13 protein-coding genes are annotated in these 15,925 nt (G+C 39.2%); 9 read left to right on the forward strand and 4 right to left on the reverse strand.

The window, feature by feature from the left end:
• Nucleotides 1–547 precede the first annotated feature (547 nt).
• A complete protein-coding gene (locus N9I19_RS14425) occupies nucleotides 548–1,519 on the forward strand; it encodes a sporulation protein (RefSeq protein WP_061461242.1) in 972 nt (323 codons plus the stop codon).
• 62 nt (nucleotides 1,520–1,581) lie between these two features.
• Nucleotides 1,582–1,989: a sporulation protein gene (locus tag N9I19_RS14430; protein ID WP_317778178.1), complete on the forward strand. Its 408-nt coding sequence runs from the start codon at nucleotides 1,582–1,584 to the stop codon at nucleotides 1,987–1,989.
• Between the two features lie 418 nt (nucleotides 1,990–2,407).
• Here N9I19_RS14430 and N9I19_RS14435 read toward each other — a convergent pair whose 3' ends face one another.
• From N9I19_RS14435 to N9I19_RS14445, 3 genes are all read right to left on the reverse strand, one after another.
• Nucleotides 2,408–2,560 carry a hypothetical protein gene (locus tag N9I19_RS14435; protein ID WP_317778179.1) on the reverse strand — a complete coding sequence of 51 codons (153 nt, stop codon included), beginning with the start codon at nucleotides 2,558–2,560 and terminating at the stop codon, nucleotides 2,408–2,410.
• Between the two features lie 121 nt (nucleotides 2,561–2,681).
• Nucleotides 2,682–3,854, reverse strand: coding sequence for a beta-aspartyl-peptidase (gene iadA, locus N9I19_RS14440; protein WP_317778180.1), 1,173 nt, complete (start codon nucleotides 3,852–3,854; stop codon nucleotides 2,682–2,684).
• Between the two features lie 28 nt (nucleotides 3,855–3,882).
• Entirely contained in the window at nucleotides 3,883–5,304 is a 1,422-nt protein-coding gene (locus N9I19_RS14445) for a YfcC family protein (protein ID WP_317778181.1), read from the reverse strand.
• A gap of 275 nt (nucleotides 5,305–5,579) precedes the next feature.
• Here N9I19_RS14445 and N9I19_RS14450 point away from each other — a divergent pair, with 275 nt between their 5' ends.
• The 3 genes from N9I19_RS14450 to N9I19_RS14460 all read left to right on the forward strand — a co-directional run bounded on the left by N9I19_RS14450 (nucleotide 5,580) and on the right by N9I19_RS14460 (nucleotide 11,915).
• The gene (locus N9I19_RS14450) at nucleotides 5,580–7,613 is read left to right on the forward strand and encodes a sigma-54 interaction domain-containing protein (RefSeq protein WP_061461246.1); all 2,034 of its coding nucleotides are present in this window, start codon (nucleotides 5,580–5,582) and stop codon (nucleotides 7,611–7,613) included.
• A gap of 1,364 nt (nucleotides 7,614–8,977) precedes the next feature.
• Nucleotides 8,978–10,183, forward strand: coding sequence for a quaternary amine ABC transporter ATP-binding protein (locus N9I19_RS14455; protein ID WP_061461247.1), 1,206 nt, complete (start codon nucleotides 8,978–8,980; stop codon nucleotides 10,181–10,183).
• Nucleotides 10,184–10,187: 4 nt separating this feature from the next.
• Nucleotides 10,188–11,915: a glycine betaine ABC transporter substrate-binding protein gene (locus tag N9I19_RS14460; RefSeq protein WP_317778182.1), complete on the forward strand. Its 1,728-nt coding sequence runs from the start codon at nucleotides 10,188–10,190 to the stop codon at nucleotides 11,913–11,915.
• 57 nt (nucleotides 11,916–11,972) lie between these two features.
• On the opposite strand, the gene N9I19_RS14465 is transcribed toward N9I19_RS14460, so the two are convergent.
• Nucleotides 11,973–12,155, reverse strand: coding sequence for a hypothetical protein (locus N9I19_RS14465; RefSeq protein ID WP_317778183.1), 183 nt, complete (start codon nucleotides 12,153–12,155; stop codon nucleotides 11,973–11,975).
• 386 nt (nucleotides 12,156–12,541) lie between these two features.
• On the opposite strand from N9I19_RS14465, the gene N9I19_RS14470 reads away from it, so the two are divergent.
• The 4 genes from N9I19_RS14470 to essB all read left to right on the forward strand — a co-directional run bounded on the left by N9I19_RS14470 (nucleotide 12,542) and on the right by essB (nucleotide 15,904).
• Nucleotides 12,542–13,456 (forward strand): nucleoside hydrolase, encoded by a 915-nt coding sequence (locus tag N9I19_RS14470; RefSeq protein ID WP_317778184.1) that lies wholly within the window; start codon nucleotides 12,542–12,544, stop codon nucleotides 13,454–13,456.
• 432 nt (nucleotides 13,457–13,888) lie between these two features.
• Nucleotides 13,889–14,179: a WXG100 family type VII secretion target gene (locus N9I19_RS14475; protein ID WP_089364189.1), complete on the forward strand. Its 291-nt coding sequence runs from the start codon at nucleotides 13,889–13,891 to the stop codon at nucleotides 14,177–14,179.
• A gap of 97 nt (nucleotides 14,180–14,276) precedes the next feature.
• Entirely contained in the window at nucleotides 14,277–14,516 is a 240-nt protein-coding gene (gene yukD, locus N9I19_RS14480; protein ID WP_061465940.1) for an ESX secretion system protein YukD, read from the forward strand.
• A 71-nt stretch (nucleotides 14,517–14,587) separates the two neighbouring features.
• On the forward strand, nucleotides 14,588–15,904 hold the full coding sequence (essB, locus tag N9I19_RS14485) for a type VII secretion protein EssB (RefSeq protein WP_317778185.1): 1,317 nt from the start codon (nucleotides 14,588–14,590) through the stop codon (nucleotides 15,902–15,904).
• Nucleotides 15,905–15,925 lie beyond the last annotated feature (21 nt).

Below are 15,925 nucleotides of genomic sequence, written 5' to 3' on the forward strand. Positions count from 1 at the left end.
TTTTTAGCTTTTCATTAAAAAGTTTTATACAATCAGCAATCACCCTAGAGTGGGACTTCATTATAAAAAATTATCTATTCCTGTATGAATGCATGTTTACTTGGAAAATCAAAAACTTACGATTTTATCGGCGGGAAATACATAGGCTTGTATACAAACCGAGTATACAAACATTAAAAACTACTTATTATCTTCTATATAGTGAATATTGATCCAGTTCTTAGAAAGAACGATTTACCAAATAGCAAAGCGTCATTTAATCCCATTAATTGGTGTAAGCTCATAATATGCAATTACTAATATAATTGAATGGGTCATTCTTCCATGGATAATATTTTATTGGTTATTCAGATTGTTAAAAAGATAAAGATTAATAGTTTTTTTCTTAATTTAAAGGGGCAGATTAGGAACACATAATATTCAAGAGGGCAATCTTAGAATGTAAATGAAACTTTAAGAGCTATATATTCGTATAAATTGATAGGGTTTCAAGCGAAAGTGAAATGATCATAACAGACTAATGGAAATTAAAGGAGAAATGAACCGAATGTTTAAGAAGTTTATGGCTAAGTTAGGGAAAGGTGCAGCAACTGTTGATTTACGCTACGAAAACCGTTCTTATTATGCTGGTGAGACACTAAAAGGGGAAGTAATTTTACATGGCGGAGAAGTGGAACAACAAATTAACCAGTTAGCAGTTGGCTTCATGATTAAAGTGAGGACAAAACGTGGGGAAACTGTCACGAAAAAAGTGTCATCTGTACCTTTAAGCGGTCCGTTTACAATTAAGGAAAAGGAAGAGAAACATTTTGATTTCACTTACAAAATCCCGCAAGATCTTCCTTTAACAAGAGGTTCGATTTCTTACTTTTTCGATACTCACCTAGATATTCAAGGTGGATTGGATCACATTGATGTAGATGCATTGGTCCTTAAGGCTCCAAAGGAACTAGAAGCCATTTTCAACTCACTAAGTAAGCTCGGTTTTCGAGAACAACCTACTTCAGGAAAAGTGGATGCCTATGGACAGGAATTTTCATTCTTTCCAACAGCGCAATTTGCCGGCCAGATCAATGAATTGGAGATACGGATTTCTTCAAAAGAAGCTGTAGAGCAGGTGTTTATGGAAATCGATTGTCAAAATGGGAATCGAGAAATTGAAGCCAAACGGGAATTTGTTATTGATCATAGACTGTTAGAGGAACATCAAGAGCTTACCCATTTTTTACAGCAACAAATTGCAGAGGTAGTGGAACAGCCTCAATTGTTCACGCGTCCATTTTCTTATCATGATCAATATTCACCTACAGGAAATAAATTCAGTGGTGTTGGGGGAATGGTTGGAGGATTAGCCGCAGGAGTATTGGGTGGCATGCTGCTTAGCGAAATGATAGATGGTTTAGATATGGATGGGGTGCTAGAAGGGGCTACTGATGCCCTTGGAATAGAAGAAGATATGTTTGATGTGGAAGAACAGTTTGAAGATTTTGGTGGCTTTTTCGGTGATGGGGATGAGTAACTTAGATACCAAACATTAATCATTTTTAATTGTTGTAGTAAAATTCCAGGAGGGAAAACAACTTGTTGTTGAGAAGATATCTGTCACAATTAGGAATAGGAAAAGCTGTAATCGATCTTAAATTGCCTAAGGTAAAGTATGGGTTGGGAGAACGGATAACAGGTGAATTCTACATAATAGGAGGAATCTGTGAGCAAAAAATAAAACGGTTGGAGTGTGACTTAGTGCAATTAGACAAGGTGAATAATGTGCAACGGATTTTTGATACCACAACCATACTGACAACAAAATTTATAGAGGAGGAGCAGGAAATCCTTATTCCATTTTCATTCCAGTTGCCGATTTCCGCTGCCTTGTCATCAGAGCACATATCCTACCGATTTAACACGAGGTTGTTTTTTGATAAAGGAGTAATAAGCGAGGATCAGGACATCATTCAAATAGTAGACCAAATTAGTCAAGAAATTTGAAGTTGACAATAATATATAAATTTAGTTTGGATTATGATTTTCATGTTTTCCAAGTTTACGAAGGATGATATTAATAGTCATCATTAAACTAAGTGCTAGGGTATAAAGACAGCAACTTCACCAGGGGTGAAGTTGCAAAAAAAGGAATGTACTCATAATTGTTTGATTAGCTGCATAATCTCCAAGTTAACAGGAAATCTCTATTTTATATTTCTTAACAAACCCTAAAGTACTTTCAAATACTTGCTGTATCTTATGTTCTGGACAATGGATGCACACCTGCAAATCTCGGGATGCGTCATTTCATAAGAATTCATAATGACATCCAGTTCCTCTTTTTCGAGAACCCTAGCTTCATACACAGCTCACGGACTTTTCTTTTGCCGAAGGTAGCTTCGCGAGACTACGGAAAGCTGACTCATAGCCGATATGAAGACTGATTGCCGTGATGATACCAACGCAGCAGTTTTCCACGGATCTCTTCATTTGCAGCAATAGCTTCAATATAGTATTTACTCAATATAGATAGAGCTGTACATAATGCTGGTAGATTGAAGCGGGCTGAAGACAAGAACAGGCTCCATGACATACAACTCAAGTTGTATGTCATTACCGATTACCTAAAAAGTCCACTTTGTTGATAACCTCCGCCATGACAGTGATGACTTTTCCCAGGCATAAAAGTCACTCCCTCATTCAAACGTTCCTTTTATAAGTGGAACCATCTTTTCTACCATCACTTGTCCTCTTGCAATTACAGTATCAATTGTCAATGTATCCTTTTGCAACAATACAATATCAGCATCCTTCCCGGTTTGGATGCTGCCCTTGCTCGAAAGCTTTAGTACTTGTGCGGGATTGGTTGTGATGACCTTCAGTGCCGTTTCCAGCGGGATGCCTTCTTTTAAAACAGAATCACGGACTTCGTGATATAGCGAGGATACTTTTCCAACTTGTAGGCCTGCATACTCCCCATGGTTGTTAAAGAAGGGAAGGCTTGCTTGTCCGTCTGAAGAGAAGGTTATGTGCCCGACTGGAACCCCTTCTTCAAGCATCAGGCGCAAGCCTTTGCTGCACTTCACTTCGCCTTCTTCCAAAAACAAAGGAATGGTACTTGTGGTAAAGTCTACGTATCCGCCTCTCTTCGCGTAATCAATTCCCGCCCTGAATAATTCCCCATTTCGATTGATATGTGTCGGATGGAGCTGCCTAATCGGAATGTTGGTTTTATCTACAATTTCATGCAGCAAGGAAAGCTTTCCATCTCCGTCCCCTACATGAACTTCTAATATCCCAGCTTTTCCTGACAGGATACCGCCATTGCGTGCCGCTGAGGCGACTTTAGTCAATTCCTCAAATGTGGGTTCTGATGATCTATGGTCGGATATTGCAATCTCTCCAACACCGATAATTTTATCGATTAAAATAATATCGTCCTCGATTTTTCCCGTCAATGTTTTTACTGGTACTTGATAGGAGCCAGTATGAATGAAGCAGGAAATACCCTCTTCTTCAAGCGCCCGCGCCTTGGCAAGAAGACTTTCCATTCTACGCGTAGTTCCGTCCGTACCAAGTAAGCCGACCAGCGTTGTAATACCTGAAGTTGTAATATCAGTGAGCATCAGCTCGGGGGTGCGGGTTTTGAATCCTCCCTCGCCGCCTCCACCAATAATATGAACATGTGAATCTATAAAACCCGGAACAACGAAAAGATTAGCCGCATCAATGATTTGAATAGGGGCAAAGTTGTCAGGAATCTCGATTCTGACATCTATAAATGCGATTTTATCGTTTGTAATCAATATGTCCTTCCGTCCTAAGTAATTGGGTGAGTATATCTCGCCATTTTTAATTAAAGTAAGCAATTCGTTTCTCCTCCTGTAAATACTGCTATCAGAATGGACCATACCCGATGAAGTGGGCTATGATAACAGCTACTAATCCGATGAGATATTGAATGAGCACCAGCGGCAAAATCCACTTCGCCCACTTTGTCCAAGAAATGCCTGCGATTGCTAAGCCCGCCATTAAGGTGGTAGCGGTCGGGAAAATCATATTCCCGATTCCGTCCGCGAAAGAGAAAGACAACACTGCAGTTTGGCGTGTAATATCCAATAAGTCTGCGAGCGGCACCATAATTGGCATTGTCAGCATCGCATGACCGGTGCCGGACGCTAGAATAAAATGGATAAGAGTTTGGAAGCTGTACATGCCAGCAACGCTTAACAAGGCAGGGATATGCTGGATAGATTCAGCTACTTGATGCAGCATAGGGTCGACGATATGGCCCTCATTCAATACAACAAGAATGGCGCGTGATACGCCGATTATCAAAGCGCCGCCGAGCAAGGCTGCAGATCCATTAGTAAAGGAGTTGACAATGTGATCTGCAGAAAGTTTTCCGATGATTCCAATTACGATTGTCAATACAATGAATAAGGCAGCAATTTCTGTCATGTACCATTGGAACTTGATGACTCCAAACGCCAAGACGATATAGTTAATTAAAAAAGCTACTAAGATGAACTTGTGTCTCGCTGTTAATTTCGCACCTGATTGCAGCAGGTTTTTCGCTTCTTCTTTTGTATATTTTCCGTAGATTCCTATATAAGGATTTTTCTTTACCTTCATTGCGTAAAGATAGATATAAAGAACGGAAACCAGATAGACAATAACAAATAAAATAAGGCGGAACCCCATTCCTGAGAACATCGGCAATTCTGCGATTCCTTGGGCAAGTCCTACTGTGAATGGATTCATGACGGCTGTCGTAAACCCTGACATTACCCCTACTATAACAATGGCGGTTCCTGTAATTGTATCGAATCCCAGAGCCAACGCCAGGGGAATGATAAGAGGAAGATATGCCAGTGTTTCTTCTGCCATCCCCATTAAGGAGCCGCCTACTGCGAAAAACAGCATCACGACAGGAATCAATAGCTTTTCACGCTTCGCCAACTTCCGAGCCATTGTCCCGATAAGTACATCAACCGTACCTGTTGCTCTTAAAACACCGAAAAACCCTCCGATAATCAATAAGAAAAAGATAATATTTCCGGCTTCTACCATTCCTGTGTGAATTGCTTTTATCATATCGAACAATCCGACTGGTGCAGATTCTATCCATTTAAAAGAATTGGCGTCTACAGTTGTCCGTCCATCCGCTTCAATTCGTGCATATTCCCCGGCCGGCAAAATGTAAGTGAATAGCGTTGCTATTGCGAGAATGCAGAGCAGCAGTACAAAAACATTGATTTTTCTCTCTTTTTTCCCTGATGTTCCAAGCGAAACAACCTTCTCTTCAATTTGGCTCATAAGTGTCTCTCCTTTGTATTTAAAATAAAAGCATGGAACTAAACCGCTTACAAAATTATGCCGGCCCCATAGACTATCATCTGTTTTTCTCGTATTCTGCTGTTTCCCTCCTTTTCAAATCCATAGGCACATCAATGCTTTATATATGCAAAATCTGTGCCAATATTTCTAGATTGATTATTATGAAAACTTTAGAATTAGATTAGAGTTTAAGGTCATTATTGGTTCTTTTTGGTGATATAATAGAACCAATTTAAAGACAGGTAGGTGCTTTTATGTCAAAATCCTCACTTACGCTTATAGCGGGAAGTGCAAAAACAAAGCAAGCCTTGCAGGAACAGCTGGAACAATTGCTTGGAGACTATGTTCATATTAAAAGCCATTCTGCCGATGAGGGATTACCGGAGTCTCTGGAAGATACAATAATCTTGTATTCATCAGATGCTGCTTATGATAAAACAAACGACATTTATAGCATAAATGCCGAGAAAATAATTGTGGGAAAGAGAACGGTTCATCATGAATACATTGATAAACTATTAAGAATACCTGAAGGCTTAACAGTTCTGGTGGTCAATGATGTTGATGAGGCAACAATAAGTCTTATTGAATCCTTATATCAGCTTGGTGTCGATCATGTTCAATTCATCCCTTTTCGGAAGGGGAGTTTGTTTTATGAGGATGTTCATATTGCAGTTACACCAGGAGAAACAAATCTTTGTCCCTCATACATAAAAGAAGTAATCGATATAGGTGTGCGACTTTTTGACATGACAACAATTTTAGAAGTTGTAGAACGCTGCGGTTTGAACAAGGATATATCCTCGAGGATTTCGGAAAGGTACATTAGGAATATCATTGAATTACAACGTAGGCTGTTATATGCAGAGCGGGATGCCAAGCGGATGAGCGAGCACATCCAAAATGTGCTGGGAACTGTCGATGATGGAATATTGGTCGTTAACGAGGAAGGGCAGATTACAGTATTCAATAATAGGCTTGCGGCATTGTTTCATGTTGATCCACAAGATGTAGTTAAAAAGTATATGAAGGAAGTAATGCATAGCCGGGATATTACCGATTTCATCATGAACGGTAGGGATGCAAGCAAGTTCTTCGATATAGATGGCATGGATGTCGTCATTTTTCGATTACAAATGGAGAAAGAAAATACAATTGTCGCAACCTTCAAGAGTGTACATCAAGCCGTTGAAATTGAAAAGACGGCACAAAGGGAAATGCGAAATAAGGGGTTTTATACGAAATACAGCTTTCATGATATTATCGGCGAGCATGAAGTAATGAAAGAACGTAAGCAGATCGCCAAGAAGCTTGCCTTGTCGGGGCATCCGATTTTGATTCAGGGTGATACAGGAACAGGAAAGGAACTGTTTGCGCATGCTATTCATGAGCATTCAATGCGAAAAAACGGGCCGTTTCTCGCTGTGAACTGCAGCGCATTAACAGAAACTTTGCTTGAAAGTGAATTGTTCGGCTATGAAGAAGGGACATTTACAGGAGCGCAAAGGGGAGGCAGGAAAGGTTTGTTTGAATTGGCGGATAACGGGACTATCTTCTTGGATGAAATTGGCGACATAAGTCTCACAGTTCAATCACATCTGCTGCGAGTTCTGCAGGAGGGGGAAATTCGAAGGATTGGCGGCAGAAGAATCATACCCATTAATGTTCGGTTGATTACAGCAACGAATAAGGATCTTCAAGGAAAGATGCGGGACGGTTCGTTCAGAACAGACTTATTTTACCGGCTGAATGTACTTAATCTCCGCATTCCGCCACTCAATGAGAGAAGAGCGGATATTCCACTTTTGATTAAGCATCTCATCACAAAGAGTGGGAAGTGGGTAAAGGTAGAGCAAGACGTACTGGAATATTTCATGCAATATGAGTGGCCCGGCAATATAAGAGAGCTGAAAAGTACTATTGATTACATGCTGACGGTCTGTGAGGGAAATGTATTGATGAAAAGGGACCTTCCGTTCATGCACGGACAAGCGGGAGAAAGTGTGATTTCGAAATACTCCGCGTGTGAAAGTATGCTGGAAATGCAAGAGCGCACTTTTATTTTGGAAGTAATCAAGCAATGTAACGATAAAGGAAAAGCGGCGAGCAGAGAGCTTATATCAAGTCAAAGCATAGATTCGGACATTGTCTTGTCCACGCAGCAGATCCGCCGCCGCTTGGATATTTTAGCGGGCGAAGGATTTGTGATCAAAGGCAGAGGACGGGCCGGCACAAAGATAACTGCTGCTGGAATAGAGTATTTATATTTTCTAAAGTCAAATCGCTGAGGGTATAGCTGAAATAAGTTATTAAATTCTCAACAAAAAAAACCGATTGGTAAATCAATTGGTTTTTTTACATATCTGCATGTGAAAAAAATTATAGAAAGAATCTATACAGTATATAGAAATTATGAATTGATAAGTGAAGATGAGAATTTTATTTAACAAGAAATCTAGTGACGTTAGGGATATTGATTTTGGGGAAATGGTTGTTATCTGCCCGACAACGTCATAAAAAGTATTTTAAAATAACAAAAAAACGATTGAATATAAAATCTTGATAATGAACAGCAAGGCAATAGAAGTGTAGCGATTGTTCACGCTGGGTGTAGTTATAAATGCACGGTCTGTATTTTTTATTATTTAATATCCTTTGCAGCAATGGAAAACTTGTACAGCCGATGAAGCTATGAATGGATTAATTGAAAGAAGGCAATCCACTAACTAAAGTAGCCATATTTTTTGTATTGGTTTTATCCGTGAAGAGTATTCAATTGTGAGTTAATTTCACATTTGAAAAAAATGATAAATCGTGTGTCCGAAAATTTGTTTTCGACGTCCGAGTTTTTGCTATGAACGTTGATAAGTCAATGTTTATAGAAGAATGGTGTCACTTTCATATGATGCACACTCTTAGCATAAATACTCAACAATTCCGCCGCACATCATTTGAATTTATATTCATTGTTTGTTAAGGTAATAAAGTACTTTAGGGAGAACGGTTTATTCCGTGTGATGGAACTGACCAAAAAACTCTAAAATAAAAACCAATATATTTCAGTTGATATATGCTGTGCCTGTTAGTTTCCTCAGTTGTATTGCACCTCTTTTCCCTACTTGAAATGCTCAAATTAGACACATTGGGAATCCCATAATCATTTTCAATGCGTATGGTGTCATACTGCAAGTATCATTCCACCTGGTTAAGGAAAATGAAGTACTTAAGAGGGTAATCTTTAGTCCAACGACTGGACAGAAAACTCTAAGTGGAAATCGTTTATATTAAAGTTGGTATATGCTGTGCCTGCTTGTTTCCTCAATTGTGATTGCACCTCCTTTTCCTACTTGAAATGCTCAATTAATCACACATATATAATCCAAGTAAAGAATGCCTTCTTGGGAACAATAAAAATAGGTAATTTCTTTGTTCATTAGGTCCTGTGCAAGAAGGTGCCACTCACATATGTGTCAATTCCGCTTTTTTTACCTCAATATGGTATAGAACAGAAGAAAAAAGTGTATGGGTAGAATCGTTTTTAAAAATTTCGATTATTTCAAGGTACTTGTGTATTAATAATCATCACTCGCATAAAACGGGGAAATTCAGCAAAACTGAATCATATGGGCAACTATTAGAATGAGGTGACTTGATGAAGCCGTATGTAGAAGTCAGAAATGTTTCGAAAATTTTTGGCAAATCTCCAAAAGCAGCAACAGATTTATTGATGCAAGGCAAAACAAAAAAAGAAATCTTGAAAGAAACGGGACAAACGGTCGGAGTTAATAATGTGAATTTCGAGATTTATCCTGGCGAAATTTTTGTCATCATGGGTCTATCCGGAAGTGGGAAATCCACTTTAATCCGCATGTTCAATCGTTTGATCGATCCTACATTGGGAGAAATCTTAATTGGGGGAGAAGATATCGTGAAGATGAACGCGGCGCGCCTAAGGGAAGTCAGGCAAAAGAAAATAAGCATGGTTTTTCAGAACTTTGCTTTATTTCCGCATAAAACGATATTGGAAAACGCTGAATTTGGGCTCGAAATTCAAAAAGTGGATCCAACAAAACGCCATGAAAAAGCGATGAAGGCTCTAGAGGCCGTTGGATTGAAAGGCTACGAAAATCAGCTGCCGTCACAGCTTAGCGGTGGTATGCAGCAAAGGGTTGGGTTAGCTCGGGCACTTGCTAGTGATACGGACATATTATTGATGGATGAAGCCTTCAGTGCTCTTGATCCATTAATACGTAAGGATATGCAGGATGAGTTGATTGAAATTCAAGATCAGTACAAAAAAACGATCATTTTCATTACCCATGATCTTGATGAAGCATTAAGAATAGGGGATAGAATTGCTCTTATGAAAGATGGAAGTGTAATTCAATTGGGAACTCCTGAACAAATCATGATGAATCCAGCTAATGAATTTGTCGAGAAGTTTGTTGAAGATGTTGATCTATCAAAAGTACTGACAGCTTCTCATGTGATGATACGCCCAGAGAAGATTGCAGTTGACAGAGGTCCGAGGGTTGCATTGGAAATCATGCGCAAACAAGGGTATTCCAGCATTTTTGTTGTGGATAGAAAGCAGAAATTATTGGGGGCAGTGACTGCAGAACAGGCTCGTCAGGCAATGAGCAATAACCAATCGATTTCTGAAGTGATGTCAACCGATATCCCAACTGTAAAAGAGGATGAATTACTTGGTAACCTCATGGATGTGATGGCAACTTCAAGCTTGCCAATCTCAGTGATTGATGAACAGAAAAGAATAAAAGGAATTCTGCTTCGCGGTGCCGTGATTGGTGCTTTAGCAGGAAATAAAGATTCCTTGAATGAAATGGAGAGTGAATAATTCAATGAATATGACAAAAATACCACTAGGAGCTTGGGTCGATTCTTTAGTGGATTGGATAACTATTGTATTTGCTGGATTATTTACACATATTACGAATGTGATTGAGGGTCTACTGAATATCCTGGTCGATGTAATGAGTGCTGGACCTTCAATCGTGTTAATTATAGTCCTAACCCTTCTGGTTACCTATACAAGCAGATGGCCATTGGGAATATTTACTTTCATTAGCTTACTTTTGATTGATAATCTTGGTTATTGGGAATCAAGCATCCAAACACTTGCTATCGTTATATTGTCAGGATTCCTAACCATACTGATCGGGATACCGATCGGAATATGGTGTGCCCAAAATAAAACGGTGCGCAAGATCGTAACCCCAATTTTGGATTTCATGCAAACGATGCCTGCATTCGTTTATTTGATTCCTTCAATATTATTCTTTGGAATAGGGGTAGTGCCGGGAATCATTGCGTCATTCATTTTCGCAATCGCACCGACAATCCGTATGACCAATCTTGGGATTCAGGAAGTGCCTAATGATTTAATTGAAGCATCGGATGCTTTTGGTTCAACAAGCAGCCAAAAGTTATTCAAGGTACAAATACCATTGGCTACTCCAACGATTATGGCAGGAGTTAACCAAAGCATCATGCTTGCATTATCCATGGTTGTTACAGCTTCATTGGTTGGAGCACCCGGGCTTGGGGCAGATGTCTACCGGGCTGTCAGCCAAATTAATGTAGGACAAGGATTTGAAGCAGGATTATCCATCGTAATCATTGCAATCATTCTAGATCGTATCACGCAAAACCTTCGTAAGCCAGCTTACGAGCATATCGTTAGCAGGAAAATCATTTTTACAATATTAGCTTTACTTGTTGTAGGGACTGCACTGTTCGGTACTTTTACAAAAGAAAAAGCTGTGAACGGGGATAAAAACAGTTTTGCTGCCAAAACCAATTATGAAATCATCGGAATTGAACCTGGAGCAGGATTGATGAAGTTGACTAAAACGGCTATAGATGATTATAAGTTGGATGATTGGAAGTTGGTTGAAGGATCTTCGGCGGCAATGGTTGCTGAATTGAAAAAAGCAATTGATAAAAAAGAACCGATCATCGTTACTGGATGGTCACCGCATTGGATGTTCTCGAAATATGACTTGAAATATCTCAAAGATCCGAAAAAATCCTTTGGCGGGGCTGAAAATATTAATTCGATTGCCAGAAAAGGCCTCGAACAGGATGCGCCCGGCGCTTATAAAATTATTGATCAATTCTTCTGGAAAACTGATGATATGGAAGATGTAATGGTCAAAGTCACTGAAGGGATGTCTCCTTCAGAAGCGGCAGAAAAATGGATAAGCGAAAATCCGGACAAAGTGTCCAAGTGGACTAAAGGTGCTAAATCAGGAAATGGTGAAAAAATCAAACTGGTTTATGTTGCATGGGACACTGAAATTGCCAGTACAAATGTAATTGGCAAGGTTCTGGAACATAATGGTTATGATGTAACATTAAGTCAAGTTGAAGTGGGACCAATGTTTGCCGGCGTTGCAAACGGAAGTGCGGACGCAATGGTGGCTGCATGGCTTCCTGGTACACATCTTGAATACTATAATAAGTATAAAGATGATATGGTTGACCTTGGACCAAACTTAAAAGGAACAAAGAATGGACTGGTTGTACCGGATTACGTCGATATTGATTCGATTGAAGATTTAAAATAAGAAAAACGAGGGGATTTCAGAAATGAAATTCCCTCGTTTTTTCAGTTAAACGAAAGATCAATGTATGGAAACGAATTTACTCTTCAATTCTTCTTCCGTTACTTCGATCTTTCCTTTCAAATCTTCAGCTAGTAATACATAACTTTTCACACCAATGAATTCTGAATGCGATATTAAAAAAAAATTTGTCCCCTTTTTATACGTAGAAGGATCATCTTCGATTAACTTAAACATTTTCATCCTTTATCCACCTTCGTCAACCGCAGGTAATATAACTACATTTAGAGAACACTCTCTAGTTTGGGTAATAGCATTGAACAAGTTAAAAAGGAATAAGGGCCCTACTTCTTCATTTCCCTTTTTTATATCATTGATATTTATAAGCGGTCAACTATTTTTACTAGTAGATACATGAACTGGCAGGCTTTTTCATTGTTTGTAAATTATGAGTATTCTTAAAATTCTGTGGAACTGCCTATAATTGAATGTTAAAATTCAGTTGGAAAATAGTGATTCCTGATACATAAGAAAAGATATGAAACGTGTAGAAAGCTATTTATTCTCTATTGAGAAAGGACATTAATATTTAGTGGCACAAAAATGTAATTCTGGAAGGTGTGGAAATATTGAAACCAATCATATTTGATGTTGATACTGGGATTGATGATGCCATGGCGATGGCATATGCATTAAATTCACCAGAATTGGAAGTGCTGGGGTTTACCACTTGCTTTGGTAACGTACCCGTTGTTGAATCGACCCGTAATACACTGGCCGTTTTGGAAAAATTAAATAGGCGCATTCCGGTTTTTGAAGGAGCCGGTCAAACATTGGTACGCGGAAAGAAGAAGAAATATCCCAAGCATGTCCATGGGGAAGACGGATTAGGAAATACCCTTCAGTTTGAACCAACTATTAAAGCATCAAAAGGGAATGCATCAGATTTCATTATCGAACAAGTGAAAAGCCGGCCGCATGAAATTACGATTATTGCAGTAGGGCCACTGACTAACATCGCAATGGCGATTAAAAAAGCCCCGAAAATCATGTCCTTAGTAAAAGAGGTGGTTATTATGGGCGGTGCTGTAAACGTACAAGGAAATGTAACGCCTTATGCTGAAGCGAACATAGTATCCGATCCTGAAGCGGCTGATCATGTATTTTCATCCGGACTGCCAATCACCCTAGTGGGACTTGATGTGACACTGCAAACATATCTTTTGAAATCGAAGCTTGATGAATGGCGGGCAACTGGTAAGGAGAGCGCCCGATTTTTAGCGGAAATGACCGATTATTATATGAAAGCTTATGAAACCTCCCATCCAGGTTTGGGCGGCTGCGCCCTTCATGATCCACTTGCAGTCGGGGTTGCGATTGATTCAAGTTTTGTAAGTGCAGAAATGATGAACGTCAAGGGTGTGACCGAAGGCGAAGAAACGGGCAGGACAATAGGCCAACAGATTAGCGGTCCTGGAATCCGCGTCTGTACGAAAGTGGAAGCGGATCGGTTCGTGAAACACTTTTTGGAACGGGTTATATGAGGACTTGATCATGTGATAAGGATCTCCATTAACTAAGTCGCACAGCTGAAATCCATGTATTAAAAATAGTTTATTTTGCTTTGGAAAAAGGATCTTCGTATATTTGGATATCCTTTCGATTGGTTTTTCAAATATTAATCAATCGTTTGATTAATTTCATAGAGATTTGATGGAATCCCTATATTTTAGTAATGGTCCAAAAAAATGGGCATAAGGAACTTTTTTTTTACCATGAAAAGGTAAAAAAATAAAATTCATTCAAAGAAATGTTTAATGATTCGGAAAAACAGGTACATAGACTTTCATAATCCCATATTTAGGTTTTTTCTATAATCATAATTTACCATTTTTCGACTTTGTTTTTATTTATATGGCAGAAAATGTATGGTTCTATTAAAATGTACTATATAAGATTAAAGGAGGAGTTTTTCTATGTCACAAATTCGCGTAACACCTTCGGAACTGAAAGATGTAGCTAGGCAATATGATAATGAGAGCCAACAGGTAACGGATATCATTGGTCGTTTAGATAAAATGAGAGATCATTTAACAGGTATTTGGGAAGGTTCTTCGAGTGAGGCTTTCATCGGGCAATATGAAGAATTGAAGCCTTCATTCATGGATATGGCACGCTTGTTGAATGAAGTTTCTCAACAATTGAATAAATCAGCTCAAATCCTTGAAGATACAGATAATCAGATTGCCAGTCAAATTCGCGGATAATCATTAGGTCAAAGAGATAAAGAATTTTCTAGGAAAAAGCGCTGCGACTCTTAATGAAGATCGTGGTGCTTTTTTGCTTTTAAAAGAGGTGGTTTCCATATATATTCAACTTACGATCGATTTAAACAGGTATACAGGGGAAGTATTTGACTTGCAAGTCTCGAATTACCGCTCCATCAAGAAGGTTGTTGAAATTGTATGGCAGGTAAAGGATATTGCCACTGCACCTAAAGATGGATATTGGGTGCGGGTCAAGAATAAAGAGTTTGTATGTTCAGGTTATGATACCCTGCTTGATAGCGGAATTACGTCGGGGGACCGCCTTGAGATCCTCTAATGGATTAAGTGTGGGCCCGTTATAGGAATAAAGTCTAAAGCCCTTTTAGCAGGGGTAAAGGAGTACATAGAATGGATGAGAAACCATATCTGGAGAAAAAAACAGAAGCTGCAATGGTGAAGGATGATAATGGGTATCTGTTCGTTTTCCAACGGGCAAAACTATCGATGCAAGACCCACTGGAATTACAGCTTATTCATGAAGCGGATGATGCTCTCCAGAAACATATAGAAGTGACAGAGGACGAGGTGCAGATCAGAGTAAATCCACCAGCCTCTTTTTTTGTTTTTTCCAAAGCTAAAGATAGAAACCTGTTAGGTCGATGGGTATCGTCTTATCAAATCGTGAAGAAAATCAGAAATCATGAATTGACTCGGCTGCAACTAGTCGTCTGTCCAGAAAATATCGTTTTTGATCCAAGCTTGACCCCATATTTCCTACATTATGGTGTAAAAGACAGTATGCCTCCATATGAGCATAATCATGATGAGCTATTTCAAGAAACGAAGGCAACGATTTCGGCATTCGTGGATGGTCAGTATACTTTCGAAGAGTATCTGCTTTATTATAAAACATTAAAACTATCGAACGAATCAAAAAGTATACTGGCAGCGGGGACTTGGGATGAACTATCCACGGTCGTTCAAAAACGGATAGATGCTTTAGAGAAGGAAGAAAAGGCATTTGTGCATATCCCTGAAAAAAAATGGAGAATGGGCCGCTATACACTTTTGGGTACGATGATCATTCTAGTGCCACTGATGTTCTTTACGATTTACACACTATTCTTCTCCCAACCTAGGCAGGATGCATATGTAGAAAGCGGTGAAAGCTTCTTAAAACAAAAATACAGTGAAGTCATTGACCGTTTGGAAAACTACGACCCAAAAAATATGCCGTATGTCGTTCAATATGAACTGGCGAAGTCCTATGTCACTTACGAACCGTTGGAGGGAGTCGCTAAGAAAAATGTGGAAAATGCAATCACTTTGCAAACCGATAGCCAGTATCTCCTATATTGGATATATATAGGCAGGGGCATGAACGAGAACGCGATCGATTTGGCGAGAATCATGGAGGATCGCGAATTGATTATGTATGGTTTGGTAAATCAGAAAGAACAGATTAAGTTAGACGATAAACTTTCCGGGGAAGAAAAGGAAACGCAAATTAAAGAAGTCGATACTGAGTTGTCCCAATATAGAAAGGAAAAAGAGGAATTGGATAAGCAAATGGAGGAAAACGGGGGACAGCAAGAACAGAACCAGCCTGCAAAAAATTCCAATGCGGAAGATAAAGGTGAAGCGGAAGCAAAGCCTGCTGTAAAAGAAGAAGGTAAGGATTCCTCGAAAAAATCAATTGAAGAAAAAGAGAAAAGCAAAGAGTGAGCATTGGGCCTTTTGCGGAGG

This window comes from Peribacillus sp. CSMR9, assembly GCF_033141925.1.
GTDB lineage: Bacteria > Bacillota > Bacilli > Bacillales > DSM-1321 > Peribacillus > Peribacillus simplex_A.

Bases quoted from the DNA above. Each gene is read 5' to 3' on its own strand.
- N9I19_RS14425 (WP_061461242.1), top strand. From the start codon at position 548: ATGTTTAAGAAGTTTATGGCTAAGTTAGGGAAAGGTGCAGCAACTGTT.
- N9I19_RS14445 (WP_317778181.1), bottom strand. From the start codon at position 5,304: ATGAGCCAAATTGAAGAGAAGGTTGTTTCGCTTGGAACATCAGGGAAA.
- N9I19_RS14450 (WP_061461246.1), top strand. From the start codon at position 5,580: ATGTCAAAATCCTCACTTACGCTTATAGCGGGAAGTGCAAAAACAAAG.
- N9I19_RS14455 (WP_061461247.1), top strand. From the start codon at position 8,978: ATGAAGCCGTATGTAGAAGTCAGAAATGTTTCGAAAATTTTTGGCAAA.
- N9I19_RS14460 (WP_317778182.1), top strand. From the start codon at position 10,188: ATGAATATGACAAAAATACCACTAGGAGCTTGGGTCGATTCTTTAGTG.
- N9I19_RS14465 (WP_317778183.1), bottom strand. From the start codon at position 12,155: ATGAAAATGTTTAAGTTAATCGAAGATGATCCTTCTACGTATAAAAAG.
- N9I19_RS14475 (WP_089364189.1), top strand. From the start codon at position 13,889: ATGTCACAAATTCGCGTAACACCTTCGGAACTGAAAGATGTAGCTAGG.
- essB (WP_317778185.1), top strand. From the start codon at position 14,588: ATGGATGAGAAACCATATCTGGAGAAAAAAACAGAAGCTGCAATGGTG.